At 60.3% G+C, this 19,949-nt stretch carries 17 protein-coding genes; 11 read left to right on the top strand and 6 right to left on the bottom strand.

The genetic code is table 11. The annotated features are described in order from the left end of the window. The first annotated feature begins 51 nt into the window (after nucleotides 1-51). From AC0Z8Z_RS19975 to AC0Z8Z_RS19985, 3 genes are read left to right on the top strand one after another with little or no spacing between them, the layout of a single operon-like run. Nucleotides 52-1,866 (top strand): sensor histidine kinase, encoded by a 1,815-nt coding sequence (locus AC0Z8Z_RS19975; protein WP_122534369.1) that lies wholly within the window; start codon nucleotides 52-54, stop codon nucleotides 1,864-1,866. Beyond that, nucleotides 1,863-3,239, top strand: a complete 1,377-nt coding sequence (locus AC0Z8Z_RS19980) for a sigma-54-dependent transcriptional regulator (RefSeq protein WP_074889926.1) — start codon at nucleotides 1,863-1,865, stop codon at nucleotides 3,237-3,239. Before AC0Z8Z_RS19975 ends, AC0Z8Z_RS19980 begins: the two co-directional genes overlap by 4 nt. Next, nucleotides 3,232-3,699 (top strand): YiiD C-terminal domain-containing protein, encoded by a 468-nt coding sequence (locus AC0Z8Z_RS19985; protein ID WP_485620269.1) that lies wholly within the window; start codon nucleotides 3,232-3,234, stop codon nucleotides 3,697-3,699. The genes AC0Z8Z_RS19980 and AC0Z8Z_RS19985 overlap by 8 nt, the downstream gene beginning before the upstream one ends. A gap of 751 nt (nucleotides 3,700-4,450) precedes the next feature. On the opposite strand, the gene cysQ is transcribed toward AC0Z8Z_RS19985, so the two are convergent. Together cysQ and nudE are read right to left on the bottom strand one after the other, a co-directional pair. Further along, on the bottom strand, nucleotides 4,451-5,293 hold the full coding sequence (gene cysQ / locus AC0Z8Z_RS19990; protein WP_485620270.1) for a 3'(2'),5'-bisphosphate nucleotidase CysQ: 843 nt from the start codon (nucleotides 5,291-5,293) through the stop codon (nucleotides 4,451-4,453). Continuing rightward, nucleotides 5,290-5,856: an ADP compounds hydrolase NudE gene (gene nudE, locus AC0Z8Z_RS19995; RefSeq protein ID WP_108122674.1), complete on the bottom strand. Its 567-nt coding sequence runs from the start codon at nucleotides 5,854-5,856 to the stop codon at nucleotides 5,290-5,292. Before nudE ends, cysQ begins: the two co-directional genes overlap by 4 nt. Before the next feature lie 96 nt (nucleotides 5,857-5,952). Here nudE and yrfG point away from each other — a divergent pair, with 96 nt between their 5' ends. Next, nucleotides 5,953-6,615 (top strand): GMP/IMP nucleotidase, encoded by a 663-nt coding sequence (gene yrfG / locus AC0Z8Z_RS20000; protein ID WP_485620271.1) that lies wholly within the window; start codon nucleotides 5,953-5,955, stop codon nucleotides 6,613-6,615. Nucleotides 6,616-6,751: 136 nt separating this feature from the next. Here yrfG and lysM read toward each other — a convergent pair whose 3' ends face one another. Next, nucleotides 6,752-7,198, bottom strand: a complete 447-nt coding sequence (lysM, locus tag AC0Z8Z_RS20005) for a peptidoglycan-binding protein LysM (protein ID WP_122534056.1) — start codon at nucleotides 7,196-7,198, stop codon at nucleotides 6,752-6,754. A gap of 172 nt (nucleotides 7,199-7,370) precedes the next feature. Here lysM and AC0Z8Z_RS20010 point away from each other — a divergent pair, with 172 nt between their 5' ends. From AC0Z8Z_RS20010 to AC0Z8Z_RS20025, 4 genes are all read left to right on the top strand, one after another. Continuing rightward, nucleotides 7,371-8,258 carry a LysR family transcriptional regulator gene (locus AC0Z8Z_RS20010; RefSeq protein WP_122534057.1) on the top strand — a complete coding sequence of 296 codons (888 nt, stop codon included), beginning with the start codon at nucleotides 7,371-7,373 and terminating at the stop codon, nucleotides 8,256-8,258. 94 nt (nucleotides 8,259-8,352) lie between these two features. Continuing rightward, on the top strand, nucleotides 8,353-9,192 hold the full coding sequence (fdhD, locus tag AC0Z8Z_RS20015) for a formate dehydrogenase accessory sulfurtransferase FdhD (RefSeq protein ID WP_485620272.1): 840 nt from the start codon (nucleotides 8,353-8,355) through the stop codon (nucleotides 9,190-9,192). Nucleotides 9,193-9,194: 2 nt separating this feature from the next. Beyond that, nucleotides 9,195-11,525, top strand: a complete 2,331-nt coding sequence (locus AC0Z8Z_RS20020; protein WP_163022078.1) for an FdhF/YdeP family oxidoreductase — start codon at nucleotides 9,195-9,197, stop codon at nucleotides 11,523-11,525. A gap of 447 nt (nucleotides 11,526-11,972) precedes the next feature. After that, a complete protein-coding gene (locus AC0Z8Z_RS20025) occupies nucleotides 11,973-12,434 on the top strand; it encodes a glycine zipper domain-containing protein (RefSeq protein WP_037016408.1) in 462 nt (153 codons plus the stop codon). Between the two features lie 70 nt (nucleotides 12,435-12,504). On the opposite strand, the gene AC0Z8Z_RS20030 is transcribed toward AC0Z8Z_RS20025, so the two are convergent. Together AC0Z8Z_RS20030 and AC0Z8Z_RS20035 are read right to left on the bottom strand one after the other, a co-directional pair. Then, a complete protein-coding gene (locus AC0Z8Z_RS20030) occupies nucleotides 12,505-12,933 on the bottom strand; it encodes an acyl-CoA thioesterase (protein ID WP_122534061.1) in 429 nt (142 codons plus the stop codon). A gap of 54 nt (nucleotides 12,934-12,987) precedes the next feature. Beyond that, nucleotides 12,988-14,919: a RecQ family ATP-dependent DNA helicase gene (locus AC0Z8Z_RS20035; RefSeq protein WP_485620273.1), complete on the bottom strand. Its 1,932-nt coding sequence runs from the start codon at nucleotides 14,917-14,919 to the stop codon at nucleotides 12,988-12,990. A 244-nt stretch (nucleotides 14,920-15,163) separates the two neighbouring features. Between AC0Z8Z_RS20035 and AC0Z8Z_RS20040 the strand changes: the two genes are divergently transcribed. The 3 genes from AC0Z8Z_RS20040 (at nucleotide 15,164) to AC0Z8Z_RS20050 (ending at nucleotide 18,195) form a co-directional block, all read left to right on the top strand. After that, nucleotides 15,164-15,970 carry a hypothetical protein gene (locus AC0Z8Z_RS20040; RefSeq protein WP_485620274.1) on the top strand — a complete coding sequence of 269 codons (807 nt, stop codon included), beginning with the start codon at nucleotides 15,164-15,166 and terminating at the stop codon, nucleotides 15,968-15,970. Nucleotides 15,971-16,100: 130 nt separating this feature from the next. After that, entirely contained in the window at nucleotides 16,101-17,228 is a 1,128-nt protein-coding gene (locus AC0Z8Z_RS20045) for a hypothetical protein (protein ID WP_485620275.1), read from the top strand. Nucleotides 17,229-17,460: 232 nt separating this feature from the next. Next, the gene (locus AC0Z8Z_RS20050; RefSeq protein ID WP_272629538.1) at nucleotides 17,461-18,195 is read left to right on the top strand and encodes a hypothetical protein; all 735 of its coding nucleotides are present in this window, start codon (nucleotides 17,461-17,463) and stop codon (nucleotides 18,193-18,195) included. 60 nt (nucleotides 18,196-18,255) lie between these two features. Here the strand turns inward: AC0Z8Z_RS20050 and AC0Z8Z_RS20055 are convergent, their stop codons facing one another. Further along, nucleotides 18,256-19,797: a phosphoenolpyruvate carboxykinase gene (locus AC0Z8Z_RS20055; protein ID WP_122534066.1), complete on the bottom strand. Its 1,542-nt coding sequence runs from the start codon at nucleotides 19,795-19,797 to the stop codon at nucleotides 18,256-18,258. Nucleotides 19,798-19,949: the final 152 nt, after the last annotated feature.

The raw sequence follows: 19,949 nt of genomic DNA on the forward strand, positions 1-19,949 counted from the left end.
ACTGATACATCCGCAGCCGCCCCGCATCGCAACGAACCCACCGGCGATTCCATGATCAGCACTAACGCCCTTCCCCGCCGTCCTCGCTGGCGCAGCCTTGCCTTGCTGGCGCTGATCCTCGCCCCGCTGTTGTGGCCGCTCGAACGCCTGGCCGAACACTATTACCGCAATGAGCTGCTGAGCCAGAATCGCCAGACGCTCGACCTTTACGTCGCCAACCTGCTCGGCACCTTGCACCGCTATGAAGTCCTGCCGCAGATTCTTGGCGACCTGCCCGGCCTGCGCGCCACGCTGGCGAACCCGCAGGACCAGCACGCCCAGGCCCAGGCGAACCTGCTGCTGATGAACACCGCCAGGCAAACTGGCGCCGAGGTGATTTACCTGATGGCGCCCAATGGCGACACCCTCGCTGCGTCGAACTGGGACAAGCGTGACAGCTTCGTCGGGCGCAACTTCGCGTTTCGTCCGTACTTCAGCAACGCCATGGCCGGCAACCTCGGCCGCTTTTTCGGCCTGGGCACGACGTCGGCCAAACGCGGCTATTTCTTCGCCGCAGCGGTGCGCGATGGCGACGCTGTGATCGGCGTGCTGGTGGTCAAAGTCGACCTGGACCTTACCGAAACGCTGTGGGGCAAAACGCCGGAGCAGTTGCTTGTCACCGACCACAACGGCGTCGTGATCCTCACCTCCAATCCCAACTGGCGTTTCCGCGCGACCCGGCCGCTCAGCGAGGAGGAAAAGCAGGCCATCGTCGCCATCCAGCCCTACCCGACCCGCGACCCGCGCCCGCTGCAGCTGGATGAAACCGGCTGGCTGACGCAGACGCAGCAGATCGACGAGACTGGCTGGAGCGTCAATATCCTTGCGCCCAAGGTGCTTGTGTCGAGGCCGGTGCGAACGGTCGTGGCCATTGGTGGCGCGGCGTTGCTGGTCCTGATGTTGCTGCTGGGTCTGATGATGCAGCGGCGACGGCATTATCTGGATCGCATCAACTTCGAGGCCAAGGCGCGCCGTGAGCTGGAAGTGCGAGTCGCCGAGCGGACCTGTGATCTGGAAGGCGTCAATCAGCGACTTCGCCAGGAAGTCCTCGAGCGCGAGCAAGCCCAGCAAGAGCTGTTTCGCGCCCAGGACGAACTGGTTCAGGCCGGCAAGCTGTCTGCGCTGGGCACGATGTCGGCGAGCATCAGCCACGAACTCAACCAGCCGCTGGCGGCGATTCGTAGCTACGCCGAGAACGCCGAAGTGCTGCTCGATCACCAGCGCACTGAAGACGCCCGCGGCAACCTCAAGCTGATCAGCGAACTCACCGGGCGCATGGCGTCGATCATTGCGCACCTGCGCGCCTTCGCCCGGCGCGACCGGCATGCGCCTGAAAGCGTGGCGCTGCAACCGGCGCTGGACGATGCGCTGGCCCTGCTCGCCAAGCGTCGGCGCGCGATGGAAGTGGAGCTGATCCGCGACCTGCCCGCCGCGACTTTGTGGGTGCAGGCCGGCGAGACGCGCCTGCGTCAGGTGCTGGGCAATTTGCTGGCGAATGCGCTGGATGCACTGACCGAGAAAGGCCCGCCGCGCAAATTGTGGATCAGCGCCGAGTACAACGCCGAGGGCGTCAATCTGTTCATCCGCGACAACGGCCCGGGGTTTTCCAAAGAAGCGCTGGAGCACGCACGCGAGCCGTTTTTCACCACCAAGACGCGCACCCAGGGACTCGGTCTGGGCCTGGCGATCTGCGACACGCTGATGCGCGCGCTGGGCGGGGAGTTGCTGTTCGCCAATCACCCGGAAGGCGGCGCGCTGCTCACGTTGCGCATGCGCACCGGCGCCTCGGGCGTCAACCTTCAACCGTCTGAGGACTTATCTGCATGAGCACCGACGCCATCGACAGCCGCATTCAGGTGGTGCTGATCGACGACGACCCGCACCTGCGCCAGGCGCTGAGCCAGACGCTCGATCTCGCCGGGCTGAAAATCCTGCCGCTGAGCGACGCCAAAGGCCTGCAAGCGCGCATCGAGCGCGACTGGCCGGGGGTGATCGTCAGTGACATCCGCATGCCGGGCATCGACGGCCTCGAATTGCTCAACCAGCTGCATGCTCAGGATCCGGAGTTGCCGGTGTTGCTGATCACCGGTCACGGCGATGTGCCGCTGGCGGTTCAGGCCATGAGGGCGGGCGCCTACGATTTTCTGGAAAAACCGTTCGCCAGCGACGCTCTGCTCGACAGCGTTCGGCGCGCCTTGGCGCTGCGCAGGCTGGTGCTGGACAACCGGAGCTTGCGGCTCGAGCTCAGCGATCGTCAGCAATTGAGCACGCGACTGGTGGGGTTGTCCGCACCCATTCAGCGCCTGCGCGATCAGATCGGCGCGCTGGCCGCGACCAAGGCTGACGTGTTGATTCTTGGCGAAACCGGCGCCGGCAAAGAGGTGGTCGCCCGCGCGCTGCATGACTTGTCCAACCGCCGTAACGGTCCGTTTGTGGCGATCAACGCGGGGGCGCTGGCCGAGTCGGTGGTCGAGAGCGAGCTGTTCGGCCATGAGTCGGGGGCGTTCACCGGCGCGCAGAAGCGTCGCATCGGCAAGTTCGAATTCGCCAACGGCGGCACGCTGTTTCTGGACGAAATCGAAAGCATGAGCATGGACGTTCAGGTCAAGCTGCTGCGCTTGCTGCAAGAGCGCGTGGTCGAGCGCCTGGGCGGGAATCAGCAGATCCCGCTGGACATCCGGGTGATCGCGGCGACTAAAGAAGACCTGCGCCAGGCGGCGGACCAAGGGCGTTTCAGGCCCGACTTGTACTACCGCCTCAACGTCGCACCGTTGCGCATTCCGCCGCTGCGGGAGCGTGGCGAAGATGCGCTAGTGCTGTTCCAGCATTTCGCCGATACCGCCAGTTTGCGCCACGGCCTGCCCCGCCATGAATTGCAGCCGGGACATCGCGCGCTGCTGCTGCGCCACACCTGGCCGGGCAACGTGCGTGAACTGCAGAACGCCGCCGAGCGTTTCGCCTTGGGCCTTGAGCTGGAACTGGAAGGCGCCGCGCAGCCGGATCTGGTGGCATCCAACGGCGGGCTGAGCGAGCAGGTCGAGGCGTTCGAGCGGGCGTTGATCGCCGCCGAACTGACCCGCCCGCACAGCTCGGTCCGCAGCCTCGCCGAAGCCCTGGGCCTGCCACGCAAAACGTTGCACGACAAACTGCGCAAGCACGGGCTGACCTTCAACGGCGCGGGGTCCGACGACAATGACTGACCTGCAACGCTTGTCCGCTGAAGACTTGGAAGCGGTGCTGCACCGGGACATTCCCCTCACCCGGGAGATGGGCATCAAGGTGCTGGGCTGGCGAGACCACCAGCTTCGTCTGCACCTGCCATTGGCCCCGAACGTCAATCACAAGAACACCCTGTTCGGCGGCAGCCTGTATTGCGGCGCGGTGCTGGTGGGCTGGGGCTGGCTGTATTTGCGGCTCAAAGAAGCCGGGATCGATGACGGGCACATCGTGATTCAGGACGGCCAGATCAGCTATCCCCTGCCGGTCACCCGCGATGGCGTCGCTGTTTGCGACGCACCGGATGAAGCAAGCTGGGAGAAATTTCTGAAGCTCTACCAACGCCGCGGCCGTGCAAGGCTGGCGCTGCACACCCGCATCGTGGTGGAAGGATCAGAAGAAACGGCGGTGCAATTCGTTGGGCAGTTCGTGCTGCATCGCTGAACAAAGCTGCCCGACACGCCTTGCCTATGTGGGAGTGACCGGGGTGGCGCTCCACCTTGTTCACGAAGACGGCATTCCAGCCGCTGAAAATTGCGTGGATATACAGACCTATTCGCGAGCAAGCTCGCTCCCACAATTCGTATTCGGCAGAGACATCCGCGGCGTCTTCTGACACCGCGCTTTGTTGCAGCAGACACAGCCCCTTGTGGAGTGAGCTTGCTCACGAAGACAGCATTCCAGCCGCTGAAAACTGCGTGGATGTACCGACCTGTTCGCGAGCAAGCTCGCTCCCACAAATCACCGTTGGCAAATATATTTGAGGCGTCCTCTGACACCGCGCTTTCTTGCAGCCGACACAGCCCCTGTGGGAGTGAGCTTGTTCACGAAGACGGCATTCCAGCCGCTGAAAATTGCGTGGATATACCGACCTGTTCGCGAGCAAGCTCGCTCCCACAAATCACCGTTGGCCAATATATTTGCGGCGTCCTCTGACACCGCGCTTTCTTGCAGCCTACACAGCCCCTGTGGGAGTGAGCTTGCTCACAAAGACAGCATTCCAGCCGCTGAAAATTGCGTGGATATCCCGACCTGTTCGCGAGCAAGCTCGCTCCCACAAATCACCGTTGGCCAATATATTTGCGGCGTCCTCTGACACCGCGCTTTCTCGCAGCCGACACAGGCCCTGTGGGAGTGAGCTTGCTCACGAAAGCGGCATTCCAGCCGCTGGAGATTTACCAGCCCTGATGTGAGCTCAAGTCCGCGCCAACGCCAGCAACGCGTCGCGCCACGTTGCTTCCCCCGGCAACGCCAGGAAATACGAATTGAGCAGTGTCTCCCGTGCCGGGTACTCGAAGGTCGTGCCGTCCAGGTTCAACACCACGCCGCCGGCGCCTTCCACCACGCCTTGGGCAGCAGCGGTGTCCCACTGAGAAGTCGGCGCCAGACGCGGGTAGCAGTCGGCAGCGCCTTCGGCGAGCAGGCAAAACTTCAGCGAGCTGCCGATATTCGTCAGCTCAAGCTCACCCACTACTTCCGATAACCCGGCGAGCAACCTCTGTTGCTCGGGGCTGGAGTGACGACGGCTGGCGACCACCGTGAACGCTTCCCCTGCGCCCGGCTCATTGCGCACCTGAATAGGCGCCAGATGACGTGCATCGTCACTGCGCCAAGCACCCAGACCGGCGCCACCGAAATAGCAGCGGTTGTTGGTCGGCATCGACACCACGCCAAATACCACGCGACCGTTCTCGATCAGCGCCACGTTGACGGTGAACTCTTCGCTGCCAGCAATAAATTCCTTGGTGCCATCAAGCGGGTCCACCAGCCACCAGCGTTGCCACTGGCTGCGTTCGCTCAACGGGATGTTGGCGTCCTCTTCGGAGAGGATATGAATGCTCGGATCCAGCGCCTTGAGGCCCGCCACCAGCAGCTCATGGGCGGCCAGGTCGGCGGCGGTGACAGGCGAGTCGTCCGACTTGACCGTGACGTCCACGCCGGAGCGCCAGAACGGCAGAGTAACTTCTCCAGCCTGCCGGCAAAGCTCGATCACGGGCGCAAGCAGCGGGTGCGGCAAATGGGCGAATGTCGGGTTCATGGCAGGAAGTCCCCACGCTCGGCCAGCAGGTCGCGGGCAAGGTACAACGCAGCCAGCGCGCGCCCCTCAGTGAACTGCGGGTTCTGAACCAGAGCGGAAAGCTCGCGCAGATTGACCTTGTCCACACGCATTGGCTCAGGCTCATCGCCGGGCAGCGTTTCTTCATACAAATCGGTGGCCAGCACGACCTGAATTTTCTGGCTCATGTAGCCCGGCGAAAGAGAGAGTTCGGTCAGGTGCACCAAGGTCCGCGCGCCATAACCGGCCTCTTCCTTGAGCTCGCGATTGGCGGCGGCCAACACGTCTTCGCCTGGTTCGATCAAGCCCTTGGGCAGCGAAAGCTCGTATTGGTCAGTGCCGCCGCAGTACTCCTCGACGAGTACGGCGTGATCTGCATCGAGCATGGCTACGATCATCACCGCCCCGTAGCCACTGCCGCTGCCGACAAGCCGCTCGTAGGTACGCTCGACGCCGTTGGAGAAGCGCAATTGCACTTCTTCAACGCGGAACAGACGGCTGCTCGCGACGATTTCGCGAGAGAGGACGGTTGGTTTCTGCTGCATGACGAGCTCCTTGGCGTAGACGGGTTACTATACCGTGGCTTTTGCGGATGTCTTCGCCGCAAACCCACGCGACTCATTCAACGCCGAGAGACCTGTATGCCTTCCTTGCCCTGGCGCGATATCGACACCGTTCTGCTGGATATGGACGGCACGCTGCTCGACCTGCATTTCGACAATCACTTCTGGCTGGAGCATCTGCCCAAGCGCTATGCCGAAGTGCACGGGGTCAGTCTGGCGATGGCGCAAATGGAGCTGATGCCGCTCTTCGAAAAAAACGCCGGCACCCTAAACTGGTACTGCACCGACTTCTGGAGCACCGAGCTGAACCTGCCGGTGAAAGACCTGAAAATCGAAATCGCTCACCTCATCGCCTTGCGCCCTGACGCCGAGACGTTTCTGGCCGCCATCAAGCAGGCCGGAAAACGGGTGATCATGATTACCAACGCGCACCGGGACTCGCTGTCGCTAAAGATGGAAAGACTGGAGTTGGCACCCTACTTCGAGCGTTTGATCAGCTCCCATGACTACGGCTACCCCAAGGAAAACCCGCAGTTTTGGGACGCGCTGCAAGCCGACATCCAGTTCGATCCTGCGCGTAGCCTGTTTATTGACGACACTCTGCCAATCTTGCGCAGCGCGGGAAGATCCGGCATTGGTCATCTGCTGGCGGTACGTGAGCCGGACAGTCGCAAAGGGCCTAAAGACACGGAAGAATTCGAGGCGGTTGAAGACTATCGGTCGTTGATTCAGGGCTTATAAGCACCACAAAACAACTGTAGCAGCGCGCTTGCCCGCGAAGGATTCGTACACCCGATGCAGATCAACCGGATGTACGATTTTTCGCGGGCAAGCGCGCTCCTACAAGGGTCAGCGTACGGTCTTCACGCCAGCCGCATTATTCAGGAATACGCAGAACCTGACCTGGATAGATCTTGTTGACGTCCTTCAGCATCGGCTTGTTGGCGTCGAAGATTTTCTGGTACTTGTTGGCATCGTGATAAACGCGCAGCGAAATAGCGCTCAGCGTATCGCCCTTCTGGACAGTGACGAACGTCGCGGCAACTACGGCAGGTGCGCCGGCGGCGATAGTCAGTTGATCATCAACACTGCCTACACCGGCGATGTTGCCGGCAGCCAATACAACCTTCTCTTTCTCTTCCTGACTGGCGACTTCGCCCGTCAACGTGATCTTGTCACCTTCGACCGTTGCGTGAACATTGGGATTGCCCAAGCCAACAGACTCGATGTGCTTTTTCAGCTCATCACTGGCGTTGGCGTTTCCCGGGGTAAGCAGGTCGATAAGCTTCTCGCCGGCTTCCTTCACAAAACTGAACAGACTCATGGGTTTCTCCTTGGTGTCGTTGTGATGTCGTTGTGGTTTCCCCGCGCAACATCTAATCCGCTGACATTGCCCGACAAAACTCCGACCCGATGCCGCGCCCCAAGGTTTCAAGCCATTCGACGTTCGGTCGCGATAGACTTCGCCGGGCCAGCCTGTGCCTTCTGGAGTGAAGATGGACATTAAACAGCTGAAATTTCTGATCGCCCTCGACGAAACCCGTCACTTCGGGCAGGCCGCTGCGCGCTGCCACATCACGCAACCGACACTGTCGATGCGTCTGCGCAGCCTTGAGGAAGAGCTGGACCTGCCACTGGTCAATCGCGGCCAACGCTTCGAAGGTTTCACTGCGCCGGGCGAACGCGTTCTGGCTTGGGCGCGCACCGTGCTGGCGGCGTACGACGGGTTGCAGGCTGAAGCAGCCGCCTGTCGCGGGCATCTGGTCGGCACATTACGGCTGGGCGTGGTGCCGCTCTCCAATTTTGATCCATTGCCCTTGCTGCAACGTTTGCACTCCCTGCACCCGAACATGCGTTTCGAGCTTTCATCCCTGAGCTCCGAGCAGATCCTCGACCAACTCGCCAGTAACCGCCTGGACCTCGGGGTTTCGTATCTGGACCGGCTGGATACCGAACGGTTTGACTCACTGCAACTGGCCGAAACCCGTATGGGCGTGATGTACGACCAGCGTTATTTCAGCTTTGCCGAAGCCACTTCAAGCTGGGAAAGCCTGACCGAACTGCCCTTGGGCATGCTCACCAGCGGCATGCACTTTCGGCAGTCCATCGATCACAACTTCCACAGCCGCGGCCTTCATCCGCAGCCGATCATCCAGACCGATGCCGTCCATCAACTGCTGCAAGCGGTTCATGGCGGTTTCTGCTGCGCGATCATGCCGCTGCACGGCGGCCTTGAATACCTCACTGAGCATCTGCGTTTGCAGCCCATCGAAGACGCGCAAACCCTCGCCCGGCTTGGCTTGATCATGCGACGCTCCGCGCCGCGTTCGGCATTGGCTGAAGCTTGCCTGGCGCTGTACCACACGATGATGGAAGCATCTTGATCGACGTCATCTATCGGTGCATCAGTACTAGCAATTAGACGTTATCCGACCAGAGGCCTAGGCTTAAGCCTAATCAATCTGCCGGTCACTCCCGATGCACGCCAAGCACATGGATATCACGGCGCCCGCACAACAACTGCCCGCGCCCGCCGCAAGCCAGTCCTACAGCTATTCGAACCTCGAACACGACGTCAGCGAGCCCAATGTGCTCGCCGAGGAAGTCGCGTTGGCGATCGCCTATAACGGCATCAGCCAGGCAGTCATGCTGGTCACGCCCACCGATCTGGAAGACTTTATCGTCGGCTTCAGCATCGGCAGCGGACTCATCGAATCACCGGATGAGATCTACGACATCAAGCTCGGTGGCTGCGGCTCTGCGCAGACCGCAGAAGTGGAAATCGCCAGCCGCGCCTTCTGGAATCTCAAGACCCAGCGTCGGCAAATGGCCGGCACCAGCGGCTGCGGCCTATGTGGCGTCGAAGCCGTCGAGCAGGCGTTGCCCGAGCTCAACGTGCTGCCCGGCGCGCCCCTTCCCCCCGCCAAATGGCTGAAAGGCCTGCGCGAACGTATGGGCCAATTTCAGCCGCTGGGCGAACACTGCGGTGCCGTCCATGCAGCAATGTTCATGGACGCTCGCGGCGAAATTCTTTTAGGTCGTGAAGACATCGGCCGACATAACGCTTTGGACAAGCTGATCGGCGCGCTGATTCGCCAGGACATCCCGACCACGGGCGGTCTGGCCATCGTCACCAGCCGCTGCAGTCTCGAACTCATTCAAAAAGTATTACGTGCCGGCATTCAGACCCTGGTCAGCCTGTCATCGCCCACCGGGCTGGCGCTGCAATGGGCTCGCCGCCACAACCTCAACCTCATTCATCTGCCTAAACACAGTGCGCCGCGGGTTTACAGTCCTGCGTTGGAGAATCAAGCGTGAGCATGCATAAAGAAGCCGACAAGGTATCGACCCCCCGCTACAAGCCCTACAAAGGCCCGGCCGGCGGATGGGGCGCATTGATCAGCGTCGCCCACTTCTGGCTGACCAGCGACAACGCCCTGAAGAACATCCGCACGATGCTCAAGACCAACCAGAACGGCGGTTTCGACTGCCCGGGTTGCGCGTGGGGCGATTCGCCGGAAAGCGGCATGGTCAAGTTCTGCGAAAACGGCGCCAAGGCAGTGAACTGGGAAGCGACCAAGCGCCGCGTCGACCCGTCCTTCTTCGCTCGTTACAGCGTCAGCTCGCTGCTCGAACAAAGTGATTACTGGCTGGAATACCAGGGCCGTCTGACCGAACCGATGGTCTACGATGCTCAAACCGATCGCTACAAGCCGATCGCCTGGGACGACGCCTTCGCGCTGATCGCCAAACACTTGAACAGCCTGCCAAGCCCGAACATGGCCGAGTTCTACACCTCAGGCCGTGCCAGCAATGAAGCGGCGTATCTGTATCAGCTGTTCGTGCGTGCCTACGGCACCAACAACTTCCCTGACTGCTCGAACATGTGCCACGAAGCCAGCGGCGTTGCGTTGTCGCAAAGCGTGGGCGTCGGCAAAGGCACAGTGACGTTCGAAGACTTCGAACACGCGGACGCGATTTTCGTCCTCGGCCAGAACCCGGGCACTAACCACCCGCGCATGCTGGAACCGCTGCGTGAAGCGGTTAAACGTGGCGCCCAAGTGGTGTGCGTCAACCCGCTGAAAGAGCGCGGTCTGGAGCGTTTTCAGCACCCGCAGCATCCGCTGGAAATGCTCAGCAACGGTTCGGAGCCGACCAACACGGCGTATTTCCGTCCGGCACTGGGCGGCGACATGGCCCTGCTGCGCGGCATGGCCAAGTTCCTGCTGCAGTGGGAGCGTGAGGCCCAGGCGAGCAACGAGCCGTCGGTGTTCGATCACACCTTCCTCAACGAACACACCAACGGCGTGCTGGAATACCTGGCCGCCATCGACGACACCTCGTGGGAATTCATCGTCGAGCAGTCGGGGCTGCCACTGACCGACATCGAGCTCGCCGCGCGCATGTACGCCAAAGGCAAGAACGTGATCATGTGCTGGGCGATGGGCATCACTCAGCACCGCCATTCGGTGCCGACCATCCAGGAAGTCTCCAACCTGATGCTGCTGCGCGGCAACATCGGCCGGCCCGGCGCTGGCCTGTGTCCGGTGCGCGGTCACAGCAACGTGCAGGGCGACCGCACGATGGGCATCAACGAGCGTCCACCGGCATTCTTCCTCGATGCGTTGGAGAAACGTTTCCAGTTCAAGGTACCGCGTGAAAACGGCCATAACGTCGTTGAAGCGATTCACGCGATGCTGGAAGGCCGCGCGAAGGTCTTTATTGGTCTGGGCGGTAACTTCGCCCAGGCCACTCCGGACAGCCCGCGCACCTTCGAAGCCCTGAGCAACTGCGACCTGACCGTGCAGATCAGCACCAAGCTCAACCGCAGCCACTTGGCCCATGGCAAGGAGGCGCTGATTCTGCCGTGCTTCGGCCGTACCGACATCGACATCCAGGCCGAAGGCCCGCAAGCGGTGACCGTTGAAGACTCTTTCAGCATGGTTCATGCGTCCAACGGCCAGCTCAAGCCGCTGTCAGCGCAGATGCGTTCCGAGCCTGCGATTCTGGCAGGCATCGCCAACGCAACGCTGGGCAAGCAGCCGGTAGACTGGCTGTGGCTGGTAGCGGACTACAGCCGCATTCGCGACCTGATCGCCGACACCATTCCGTCGTTCCAGAACTTCAACGAGAAGATCAAGAACCCGGGCGGCTTCTATCTGGGCAACGCCGCAGGCTCCCGTCGCTGGAACACGCCAAGTGCGCGGGCCAACTTCAAGCCGAACGTATTGCCGAGCGATCTGGTGCATGAAAGCGTGCGCGGGACAGGCATCGTGCCGGACCTGATCATGCAGTCGATGCGTTCGCATGATCAGTACAACACTACTATCTATGGCCTGGACGACCGTTATCGCGGCGTGAAAGGTCAGCGTGACGTGATGTTCGTGAACGAGGCCGACATCATTCGGCTGGGCTTCGTACCGGGTCAGAAAGTCGACATCGTGTCGATCTGGGGCGATGACATCACCCGGCGCGTGAAGGGTTTCACCCTGCTGCCGTTTGACATCCCGGCCGGCCAGGCCGCTGCGTACTACCCGGAAGTGAACCCGCTGGTACCGCTGGAAAGCGTTGGCGACGGCAGCAGCACGCCAACTTCCAAGTTCGTCGCGATCAAGCTTGAGCGCCACGCGGAAACAGCGCGGATTATCTGATCTGCGTAGCAAAGCATGTCTATGTGGGCGAGATGGCCCACATAGTCCTGCTTTCAGTTTCTAGAGAAATTGGCTGAATGTTCCGGCCCATTCGTGAGCAAGCTCACTCCCACAGGTCCAGCGGCTTGGCCAAATATCAAGTTGACCGCTGCCCACGTGGGAGCGAGCTTGCTCGCGAAGGGGATCTGACAACCGCTGGATAGTTAGCGGATGTACCGGCCTCGTCGCAAGAAAAAGCTCACCCCTTCCTGCGGGCACAAAAAAGGCCCGAATCGCGAGATTCGGGCCTTTATCAAGTAGCGTATGACTCACTAACCTGACTTAGGTTCCCGAGCCAAAACAATAAGTTAGCGTTTTGTATACAGGTCGTGCTATTCGTCGGAATTCGATTGTGACATTTTCTTCATGATCGCAGGATCGCGGCGTCATCCCTATGAGCATCCATATATGAAGTATTCCTCGATTCTGTTGTTGTCGTTCTCACTGGTCAGCGGTTTTGCCTCAGCAGGCGATAACGTGACGGCCGGCGTGGGCGGCGCATTGGGTGGGGTACTCGGCTCCGTCGTTGGCCAACAGGTCGGCGGCAGCACAGGTTCGGCAATTGGTGCCGGCCTTGGCGGTGCGGCCGGTGGCGCAGTGGGCGCCAATCGCCGGAATCGTACCGAAGCCGCAATCGGCGGCGGCCTGGGTGCCGCTGGCGGTAACGTGATCGGTCGCAGCGTCGGTGGTAGCACCGGCAGTTTGATCGGCGCAGCAGCAGGCGGCGGCGCGGGCGGCGCACTTGGTAACTACATGGGCGACGAAAGCCGCCGTGACGACGACCGGGGCCGTGGCTACCGTGGCGATCGCCGCGACTACAAACATGGTCGCGGCCACGCGTATGGCCATCGCAAGCACCATCGTGACTGATGCCGTCGAGTTTCTCTCGCGCATCTGACCCGATAAACGCCGGCCGCCGATAACGCGGCCGGTTTTATGTTCAGGCCACCAATCGCTCAAGCGCCTGCCGCAACCCTGCCGGGATCGGCACTGGCTGATTGGACGCCCGATCCACAAACACATGCACGAAGCGGCCTGCTGCACGCGCCTCCTCCTCTCCCGTCTTGAATACTGCCAATTCATATTGCACCGAGCTGTTGCCCAGCTTGCCGACCCGCAGCCCGACCTCGATCAGCTCGGGATACGCAATCGACGCAAAGTAATCGCACGACGAACTCACCACGAATCCCACTGTTTCACCGTCATGAATATCCAGCCCGCCCTGTTCGATCAGGTAGGTATTCACCGCGCTGTCAAAAAAGCTGTAGTACGTGACGTTATTGATATGGCCATACACATCGTTGTCGTGCCAGCGCGTCACGATCGGCTGGAAGTGGCGATAGTCGGCGCGCTGCGGGGTGTCATTCATGGGGCTCCCTCCGGTGTGTCTGTCGTGTTTCATCGTTCATGAGGTTCGTGACCACTATTGAATCTGGCGTTGAATCCACTGACGCACCTCCGCATACGGATAGGCCTCCAGCGCCGCAAATCCGCCGATATTACGGGCCTTGAGCCGGGTAAACATCGGCACGCTGATCCCGCAGAGAAACCGCGTCAGGCACTCCGGGCCCGGTTCATGCCCTCGGACCTCGAGGTGCTTGCTGACGAAATCGCTGCACAGGTCCGCAAAGTCCTGCTCGCTCAAGGACGTCAAGGCTGGCGGCTCGGGGAGTACGGCCACATGCCCCTCGCACACCGAACAATGACCACAGCGCTCGGGCGCACGGTCGTCGCCAAAGTATTGAGCGAGACGATGACTAAGGCACTGCTCGCTGGCGAACAGCTCGAGCATCGCGTGGATGCGCGCGACTTCGGTCTTTTCATGATGGACGAAGTAGTCATGCAACTCCTCGCTCAGCGCCTGTGCGTCGAAGTCGGCAGCGATCAGGCTGTAGACCTCGGTCATCTGCTTGCTTTCAAGCTCGATCCAGCCCTTCTCCTGAAAGAAATCCAGCGCCGTCACCACGCGCCCTCGCTCGGCCTGATACTGCTGATACATCGCGTCGAAATTGACGGTTGCCCACGTCCGCGCCCGGCTTGATGTCTCGGTCAGCGCCTGCACGAATTCGCGTCGTTCGCCCTGAAACCGCTGCACCAGCACCTGCGGCTCGATCAGGTACTTGAAGCGGTACTCCGCGAAATACGAATAACGCGGCGCGATGATCCCGCGCAGTTCCAACTGCACCAGCAGCGTCTTGAGGGGCAGTTGGCGGATGTTGCTGAGGTCCGACAAGGGCGCCAGCAGAAACTCCCATTGACTGTCGTTGCGCGCGCCTTGCAGATCTTCCAGCACCAGTCGAATGCCTTCCTGCTCCGGCGTATCGCCGTACACGAAGTTCTCCAGCACGTTCAGGCTGTCGCGATTGGCCAGCACCAGACACTCCGACGTCGCCCCATCCCGGCCTGCACGACCGATTTCCTGGCTGTAGTTCTCGATGGATTTGGGCAAGTCGAAATGGACGACGTTGCGGATGTCACTCTTGTCGATGCCCATCCCGAAAGCGATCGTGGCGACGATGCAGTTGAGCCGCCCCTCCATGAACTGGCGCTGAATCGACTCGCGCTTATCGTGGGGCAGGCCGGCATGGTAGGCGTGCGCCTGGATGCCGTTCTGCGACAGATGAGCGGCCACGAACTCGGCAGTTTTCTGCAACGTGACGTAGACAATGCTCGGCTGCCCGGCCCGTTCGCCGAGCCACTCCACCAGCCGCCGGCGCTTGTCCCGGCCTGCGACGGGCTCAACCCTCAGGGTAAGGTTTGGCCGGTAGAAACCGGTCGTCACCACATCGTCCGGCGCGATGCCGAACTTGCTCTGCATGTCATCGATGACTTGAGGTGTCGCGGTCGCTGTCAGTAGCAGCGCCTGGGGGATGTTGAACTCGCGCTGGTAGTCAGGGAGTTTCAGGTAATCGGGCCGGAAGTTGTGGCCCCACTCGGAGATGCAGTGCGCCTCGTCGACGACCAGCAGGGAAATCGGCACTTGGGTGATGAAATGCCTGAAGCGTTCGTTTTTCAGGCGTTCGACGGAAATCATCAGGATTTTCAGCTCACCGGAACGCGCACGAGCCATGACATCGGCGACCTCGTCGCGACTTTGCGCGGAGTCGATACTCGCCGCCGCAATGCCGTGCCGCTGCAGGAAAGCCAACTGGTCCTGAATCAGCGCCAACAGCGGTGACACCACCAACGTCAGATGCGGCAGCAGCAATGCCGGCAGCTGATAGCAGAGGGATTTACCGGAACCTGTGGGAAATATCGCTGCGGCGGAGCGTCCGGCCAACACCGCACTGATGGCGGTCTCTTGCCCGGCGCGAAACTGCCGATAACCGAAAACCTGCTCAAGGGTTTGATGCATGTGCTGCCACTCCTTTGACCGTCGCCAGGGCGTGAACCATAGCGCGGTGGGTCCGGGCGCAATACACCTAAACCATTACAGAAATATCTGACAGGATACATCCCGGATACAAACACCGCGCGCAATGCTGGCAAAACGTCATTCCGAGGATTAATCTCGCGCGACGCGTATTCAAGCGCGGCACGTCAGACGCCCCAATCAACTGCAAACCGGTCGACACCACACGATTCGCCAAGGAGAGGCAATGCAATCCACGCCCCAGCCCGAGGATGACGGGCTCACCATGAAACGACTGGCGCCCGGCCAGTTCGACGTTGTACTCGGCTCTCACCCTGCCCGGCGAACCGCGGCGTCCGGCAATAGCAACTGGCCGTTCAGCAGCGTGCTGATCTGCTTGGCGCTGCTGATCGCAATCATCTTTCTGATCGCCCAGATGTTTCGCACACCCAAGCCAGCAGCGATGGTCATTCCCGCCCCGCCCACCGCAGAAGTCGTCAGCGAGCCCGAGGCGATACAACCTGTTGCTCAGGTGCGCAACGTCGAACAAGTCGTTTATATCGCCCCCAAGGCTGACGTCTCGCAACCCGTCACCGCGCGGCCGCTCGATACCTGCCTGAAAGGCGGCAACCTCATCGACCAGGATGTCGTGAACTGCCGCTTCGGGGACGCTCAGGGCAGCGACGCCCAAGCCGTCCGCCCCCAAGGGATGGTTTCAGAGCATTACATGGCGAGCTACAAGGCCGCTGCCGCAAAGCCCAGAACCGAGCCCGCTCGGCGTTATGAAGTAGCGGGTGTGTTTATCCGTGAAATCGACGGGCGAAACCGATATGAAGCCCGCTATCGTATTTCCAACAATCATATTGAAACCAGCAGTGTCTGCATGAACTTCCTGGCCGACAGTGTCGAACACCGTGAGTGCCGCCGGGCTGCCGTACCCTACTTCAAAGACATGTGCAGCGATTGGAGCAAACGCGTCGCCAAAGACAAAAGTGATAAAAATAAACTGGCGCAAGAACAGTACTGTACAGCGGCCCGGGATTATTCAGCGTGATGGATAACCCATTCACGCCGCTGGATATTTATTTACGCTCGTCACTCAACATGAAGTAACAACAACCGCGGACGCTTCCCCAAACAGTCTTCTAACCTCGTGGTTCCTATCAACCAACGAGGTTAGAAATATGACAACATTTACAATTTTCTTTTGCGGCACGGGCTCGACTAAATACGACAACCTGCACAAGAACTACTGGAACGGTGAACTGGTTGCGACGCTGGCCAATAACATTGCCGGTCACGAGTTCGCGGAGTGGATTGTTATCGACGGCCCGGGTAGCGGCAACATGCAGGCCGACGAACTGTTTACCGAATCCAAAGGATTTGGCTGGACTGGCACTGCATTCGGCAAAGGCTGGCATGAGAATGTGCAGCATGCTCTCAACATCATCCGGGGCCAATTCGATTGGCAAAGAACCAAGCTGTCTGAAGCCGACTACCAGCGTCTCAAGCGAGCCGACGTGCCTATTCCAGACGCGCAGGCACACGGCTCGTGGTTCTGGCGGCAATACGACTACGGCAATCGCATCAGCCCGCAGGAACTCCAGCAACAGCTGATCAAGAACCTGAGAAAAGACGGCTTGATTCCCAAACAGATCAACCTGGTGGGGTGGAGCCGCGGCGGGGTGAGTTGCCACATGCTCGCCAACGCGCTGATGGCGAATCCGGAAACGCGCCAGATACCGGTCAACATATTCGCGGTAGATCCGGTGCCCGGTCCCTTGAATTACCAGCTTGAGAAAGTTTCTCTCGGCAGCAACGTCAAAGAATACGTGGCGTTCTATGCCCGCGACGAACGCTCTAAAGGGTTCTCATGCATCATTCCGAAAACAGACGCCAGAACTAAAGTCAGCATCTTTCCCATGGCAGGGCGCCATGCGTCTTTGGTAGGTAATGCGTCGCTCACAGGGGCAAGCGGGCCCGGAGACCTTACAGAACCGGGCACAATCGTTCGACACTATGCCGAAGTCTGCCTGTCCCGATGGGGCACGAAGCTGCAACGAAAACTGAATCTGTCAGCGATCGATGTCAGCCGGCTTCATCAGAGCGTCGTCATGCACGAGGCTGACTTCATCAAGATGCGCAATCATTCTTACACTGTCTTGCGTGAAGACCATAAAACAGAGCGTTACGTCAGCTATGCAGATAAAGGGACTGGCTTCAGCATGGTTGCCGGTACTCCATTCAAGCCAGCGCAGGGCCTGGCTGCCACACTCGCGAAGGGGAATGAAGCCTACAATGACATCTGCTGAAACCAGACCCGGCGTCATGGGCAACTAAAGCCCTCTGATGGCTGTCCAGTCCATCGCCAATGGCCTCCTCGCCGAGCGCCGCGGTGGCGAAAACCAAATTCCTGAAGAAACCGCCCACGAGGGCGGTTTCTTCATCCCGCTTTTTGTCATTGCTGGATTGACCCGTCAGCGCTTTCTGCGGTCATACGGAGCTACAGTCAGAGCCAACCGCAGCGATTACGGACGGAATACCATGCCTCAAGCAGCCACGCGAACCACCACCCGCCTTTTCCCGCTGCTATTGGCCGTCACGACCGCCATGCTGTGCGGCTGCGGCGATGATTCCAAGACCTCCGACGTCGCGACGGCAAGCGCCTCGCCAGCGCAGAAAACCATGAGCGTGGATGTCAGCGGTGCGTTGAACCTTCATTACGAAGCGCGCGGGGATCAGGTGAGCCTGGGCTTCTTGCCCGGCAAACTGCCTGGCTCCAACTGGTTGACGCTGAGCGCGGACCAGGAAGCAGAAGGTGACCGCAATGAGGTCAGCATCGGGCCGATCCTCGGATTCTCCTTCGATAACCCCGATCAGGAAAAGAAGGCGATCATGTTTCAGGGAGGCCGCGTCGAAGTGGCCCACGATGAAAACAGCGCGTCCTACGACACCGGTTCGTACTACCAGTATTTCGATACGGACAAGAACGGCAGCAACAGCAACGTCCAACTCGTCTTCAGCAAAATCGAGAAGCTAAGCTCCCCTAACAAACTGCTCGACCGCTACCGGTTGATCGGTACGTTTCAGTTCAATGCGGCGCTGTCACCTGAGCAACCCACCGACGACTGCACCCGGGAAGCCGCTGCTTACGCGGCAGAGCACGGCGAGCGCCACCCGGGGTTTGACGCCAGGCTGTGTAACGCGAAAAGCGTCGTGGCGAAGGGCAGCTTTGATATCACCCAGGACTTTCCGGCAACGACGAAAGCAGACGGATAACATCGCGCAGGCATAAAAAAACCGCCCCGAAGGGCGGTTTCTTTTTAACAGGTGCCGATCTTACAGCTTCGGACCCGCTGCCTTGATCGCGTCGCTCACTTCAAACTTCTTGAAGTTCTCGATGAAGAGGCCGGCCAGAGCTTTGGCTGCTTCGTCATACGCGGCTTTGTCAGCCCAGGTGTTGCGCGGGTTGAGCAGGCCGGTTTCGACGCCCGGTACGGAAGTCGGGACGTCCAGGTTAACGGTGTCGAGGTGCTCGGTTGCTGCACCGATCAACGCGCCGCTCTGGATGGCCGCGATGACGCCACGGGTGGTCGGAATGTTGAAGCGTTTGCCGACGCCGTAGCCGCCGCCGGTCCAGCCTGTGTTGACCAGATAGACCTTGGAGCCGAAACCGCGGATGCGCTTGATCAGCAGCTCTGCGTATTCGCCCGCCGGACGCGGGAAGAACGGTGCGCCGAAGCAGGTGGAGAACGTCGACTTGATGCCAGCGCCCGAGCCCATTTCAGTGGAGCCAACCAGTGCGGTGTAACCCGACAGGAAGTGGTAGGCCGCTTGTTCTTCGCTGAGGATCGACACGGGTGGCAGCACGCCGGTGAGGTCGCAGGTCAGGAAGATGACTGCGTTTGGCTCGCCGCCCAGGTTCTTCTCGGAGCGCTTTTCAACGTGCTCTAGTGGATACGCGGCGCGGCTGTTCTGAGTCAGGCTGCTGTCGGCGTAGTCGGCATGACCGGCTGCGTCCAGCACCACGTTTTCCAGCACGGCGCCGTGCTTGATGGCCTTCCAGATAACCGGCTCGTTCTTCTCGGAGAGGTCAATGCATTTGGCATAGCAGCCGCCTTCGATGTTGAAGACAACGCCTTCGCCCCAACCGTGTTCGTCGTCACCGATCAGGTAACGGGTCTCGTCGGCGGACAGCGTGGTTTTACCAGTCCCGGACAGACCGAAGAACAGCGTCACGTCGCCGTCTTCACCGATGTTGGCCGCGCAGTGCATTGGCAGCACGTCGGACGCCGGCAGCAGGAAGTTCTGCACCGAGAACATGGCTTTCTTCATTTCACCGGCGTAACGCATACCGGCAATGAGCACCTTCTTCTGGGCGAAGTTGATGATGACGCAGCCGTCCGAGTTGGTGCCGTCACGCTCAGGCACGCACTCGAAGTTGGCCACGTTGAGCACTTGCCATTCTTCACGACCGGCCGGGTTGTACTGGGCCGGGTTAATGAACAGGCAGCGACCGAACAGGTTCTGCCAGGCTGTCTGCGTGGTCATCTTGACCGCGAGGTAGTGATCTTCGGCTGCGCCTACGTGAACGTGGGAAACGAAGTGTTCCTGGGCGTTGTTGAACGCCTCGACACGGGCCCACAGAGCGTCGAACTTATCGGCAGGGAATTTGCGGTTGATCGGACCCCAGGCGATCGCGGCCTGAGTGGTCGGTTCATCTACGATGAAGCGGTCGACAGGCGAGCGGCCAGTGCGGTGGCCTGTTTCCACGACGAGTGCGCCAGTATCGGACAGCACGCCTTCTTCGCGTTTGAGGGCTTCTTTAACCAGATCGTCGACACTGAGATCGGTGTGAACGGCGTTATTGGCTTGCGTCATGAGATTCCCCGTCGGCTCGATGGCCGAGTGCTCCAAACGTTTTGTAGTAGAAAAACCAACACTACTACAGCTAAAAAGTGGCCGGATTATGCCAGAAAAGCCCAAAAAAGGTAGGGCCCTCCTGTCAGAACTACATGAAGAAGAGTCAAGCG

Source organism: Pseudomonas sp. 1L-C-7-B-C1, assembly GCF_057291635.1.

Coding starts and splice junctions, on each gene's coding strand:
- AC0Z8Z_RS20020 (WP_163022078.1), top strand. CDS start 9,195: ATGCATAAAGAAGCCGACAAGGTATCGACCCCCCGCTACAAGCCCTAC.
- AC0Z8Z_RS20030 (WP_122534061.1), bottom strand. CDS start 12,933: ATGAATGACACCCCGCAGCGCGCCGACTATCGCCACTTCCAGCCGATC.
- AC0Z8Z_RS20025 (WP_037016408.1), top strand. CDS start 11,973: ATGAAGTATTCCTCGATTCTGTTGTTGTCGTTCTCACTGGTCAGCGGT.
- AC0Z8Z_RS19980 (WP_074889926.1), top strand. CDS start 1,863: ATGAGCACCGACGCCATCGACAGCCGCATTCAGGTGGTGCTGATCGAC.
- AC0Z8Z_RS19985 (WP_485620269.1), top strand. CDS start 3,232: ATGACTGACCTGCAACGCTTGTCCGCTGAAGACTTGGAAGCGGTGCTG.
- AC0Z8Z_RS20045 (WP_485620275.1), top strand. CDS start 16,101: ATGACAACATTTACAATTTTCTTTTGCGGCACGGGCTCGACTAAATAC.
- lysM (WP_122534056.1), bottom strand. CDS start 7,198: ATGAGTCTGTTCAGTTTTGTGAAGGAAGCCGGCGAGAAGCTTATCGAC.
- AC0Z8Z_RS20010 (WP_122534057.1), top strand. CDS start 7,371: ATGGACATTAAACAGCTGAAATTTCTGATCGCCCTCGACGAAACCCGT.
- AC0Z8Z_RS20050 (WP_272629538.1), top strand. CDS start 17,461: ATGCCTCAAGCAGCCACGCGAACCACCACCCGCCTTTTCCCGCTGCTA.
- AC0Z8Z_RS20040 (WP_485620274.1), top strand. CDS start 15,164: ATGCAATCCACGCCCCAGCCCGAGGATGACGGGCTCACCATGAAACGA.
- yrfG (WP_485620271.1), top strand. CDS start 5,953: ATGCCTTCCTTGCCCTGGCGCGATATCGACACCGTTCTGCTGGATATG.
- cysQ (WP_485620270.1), bottom strand. CDS start 5,293: ATGAACCCGACATTCGCCCATTTGCCGCACCCGCTGCTTGCGCCCGTG.
- AC0Z8Z_RS20055 (WP_122534066.1), bottom strand. CDS start 19,797: ATGACGCAAGCCAATAACGCCGTTCACACCGATCTCAGTGTCGACGAT.
- fdhD (WP_485620272.1), top strand. CDS start 8,353: ATGCACGCCAAGCACATGGATATCACGGCGCCCGCACAACAACTGCCC.
- AC0Z8Z_RS19975 (WP_122534369.1), top strand. CDS start 52: ATGATCAGCACTAACGCCCTTCCCCGCCGTCCTCGCTGGCGCAGCCTT.
- AC0Z8Z_RS20035 (WP_485620273.1), bottom strand. CDS start 14,919: ATGCATCAAACCCTTGAGCAGGTTTTCGGTTATCGGCAGTTTCGCGCC.
- nudE (WP_108122674.1), bottom strand. CDS start 5,856: ATGCAGCAGAAACCAACCGTCCTCTCTCGCGAAATCGTCGCGAGCAGC.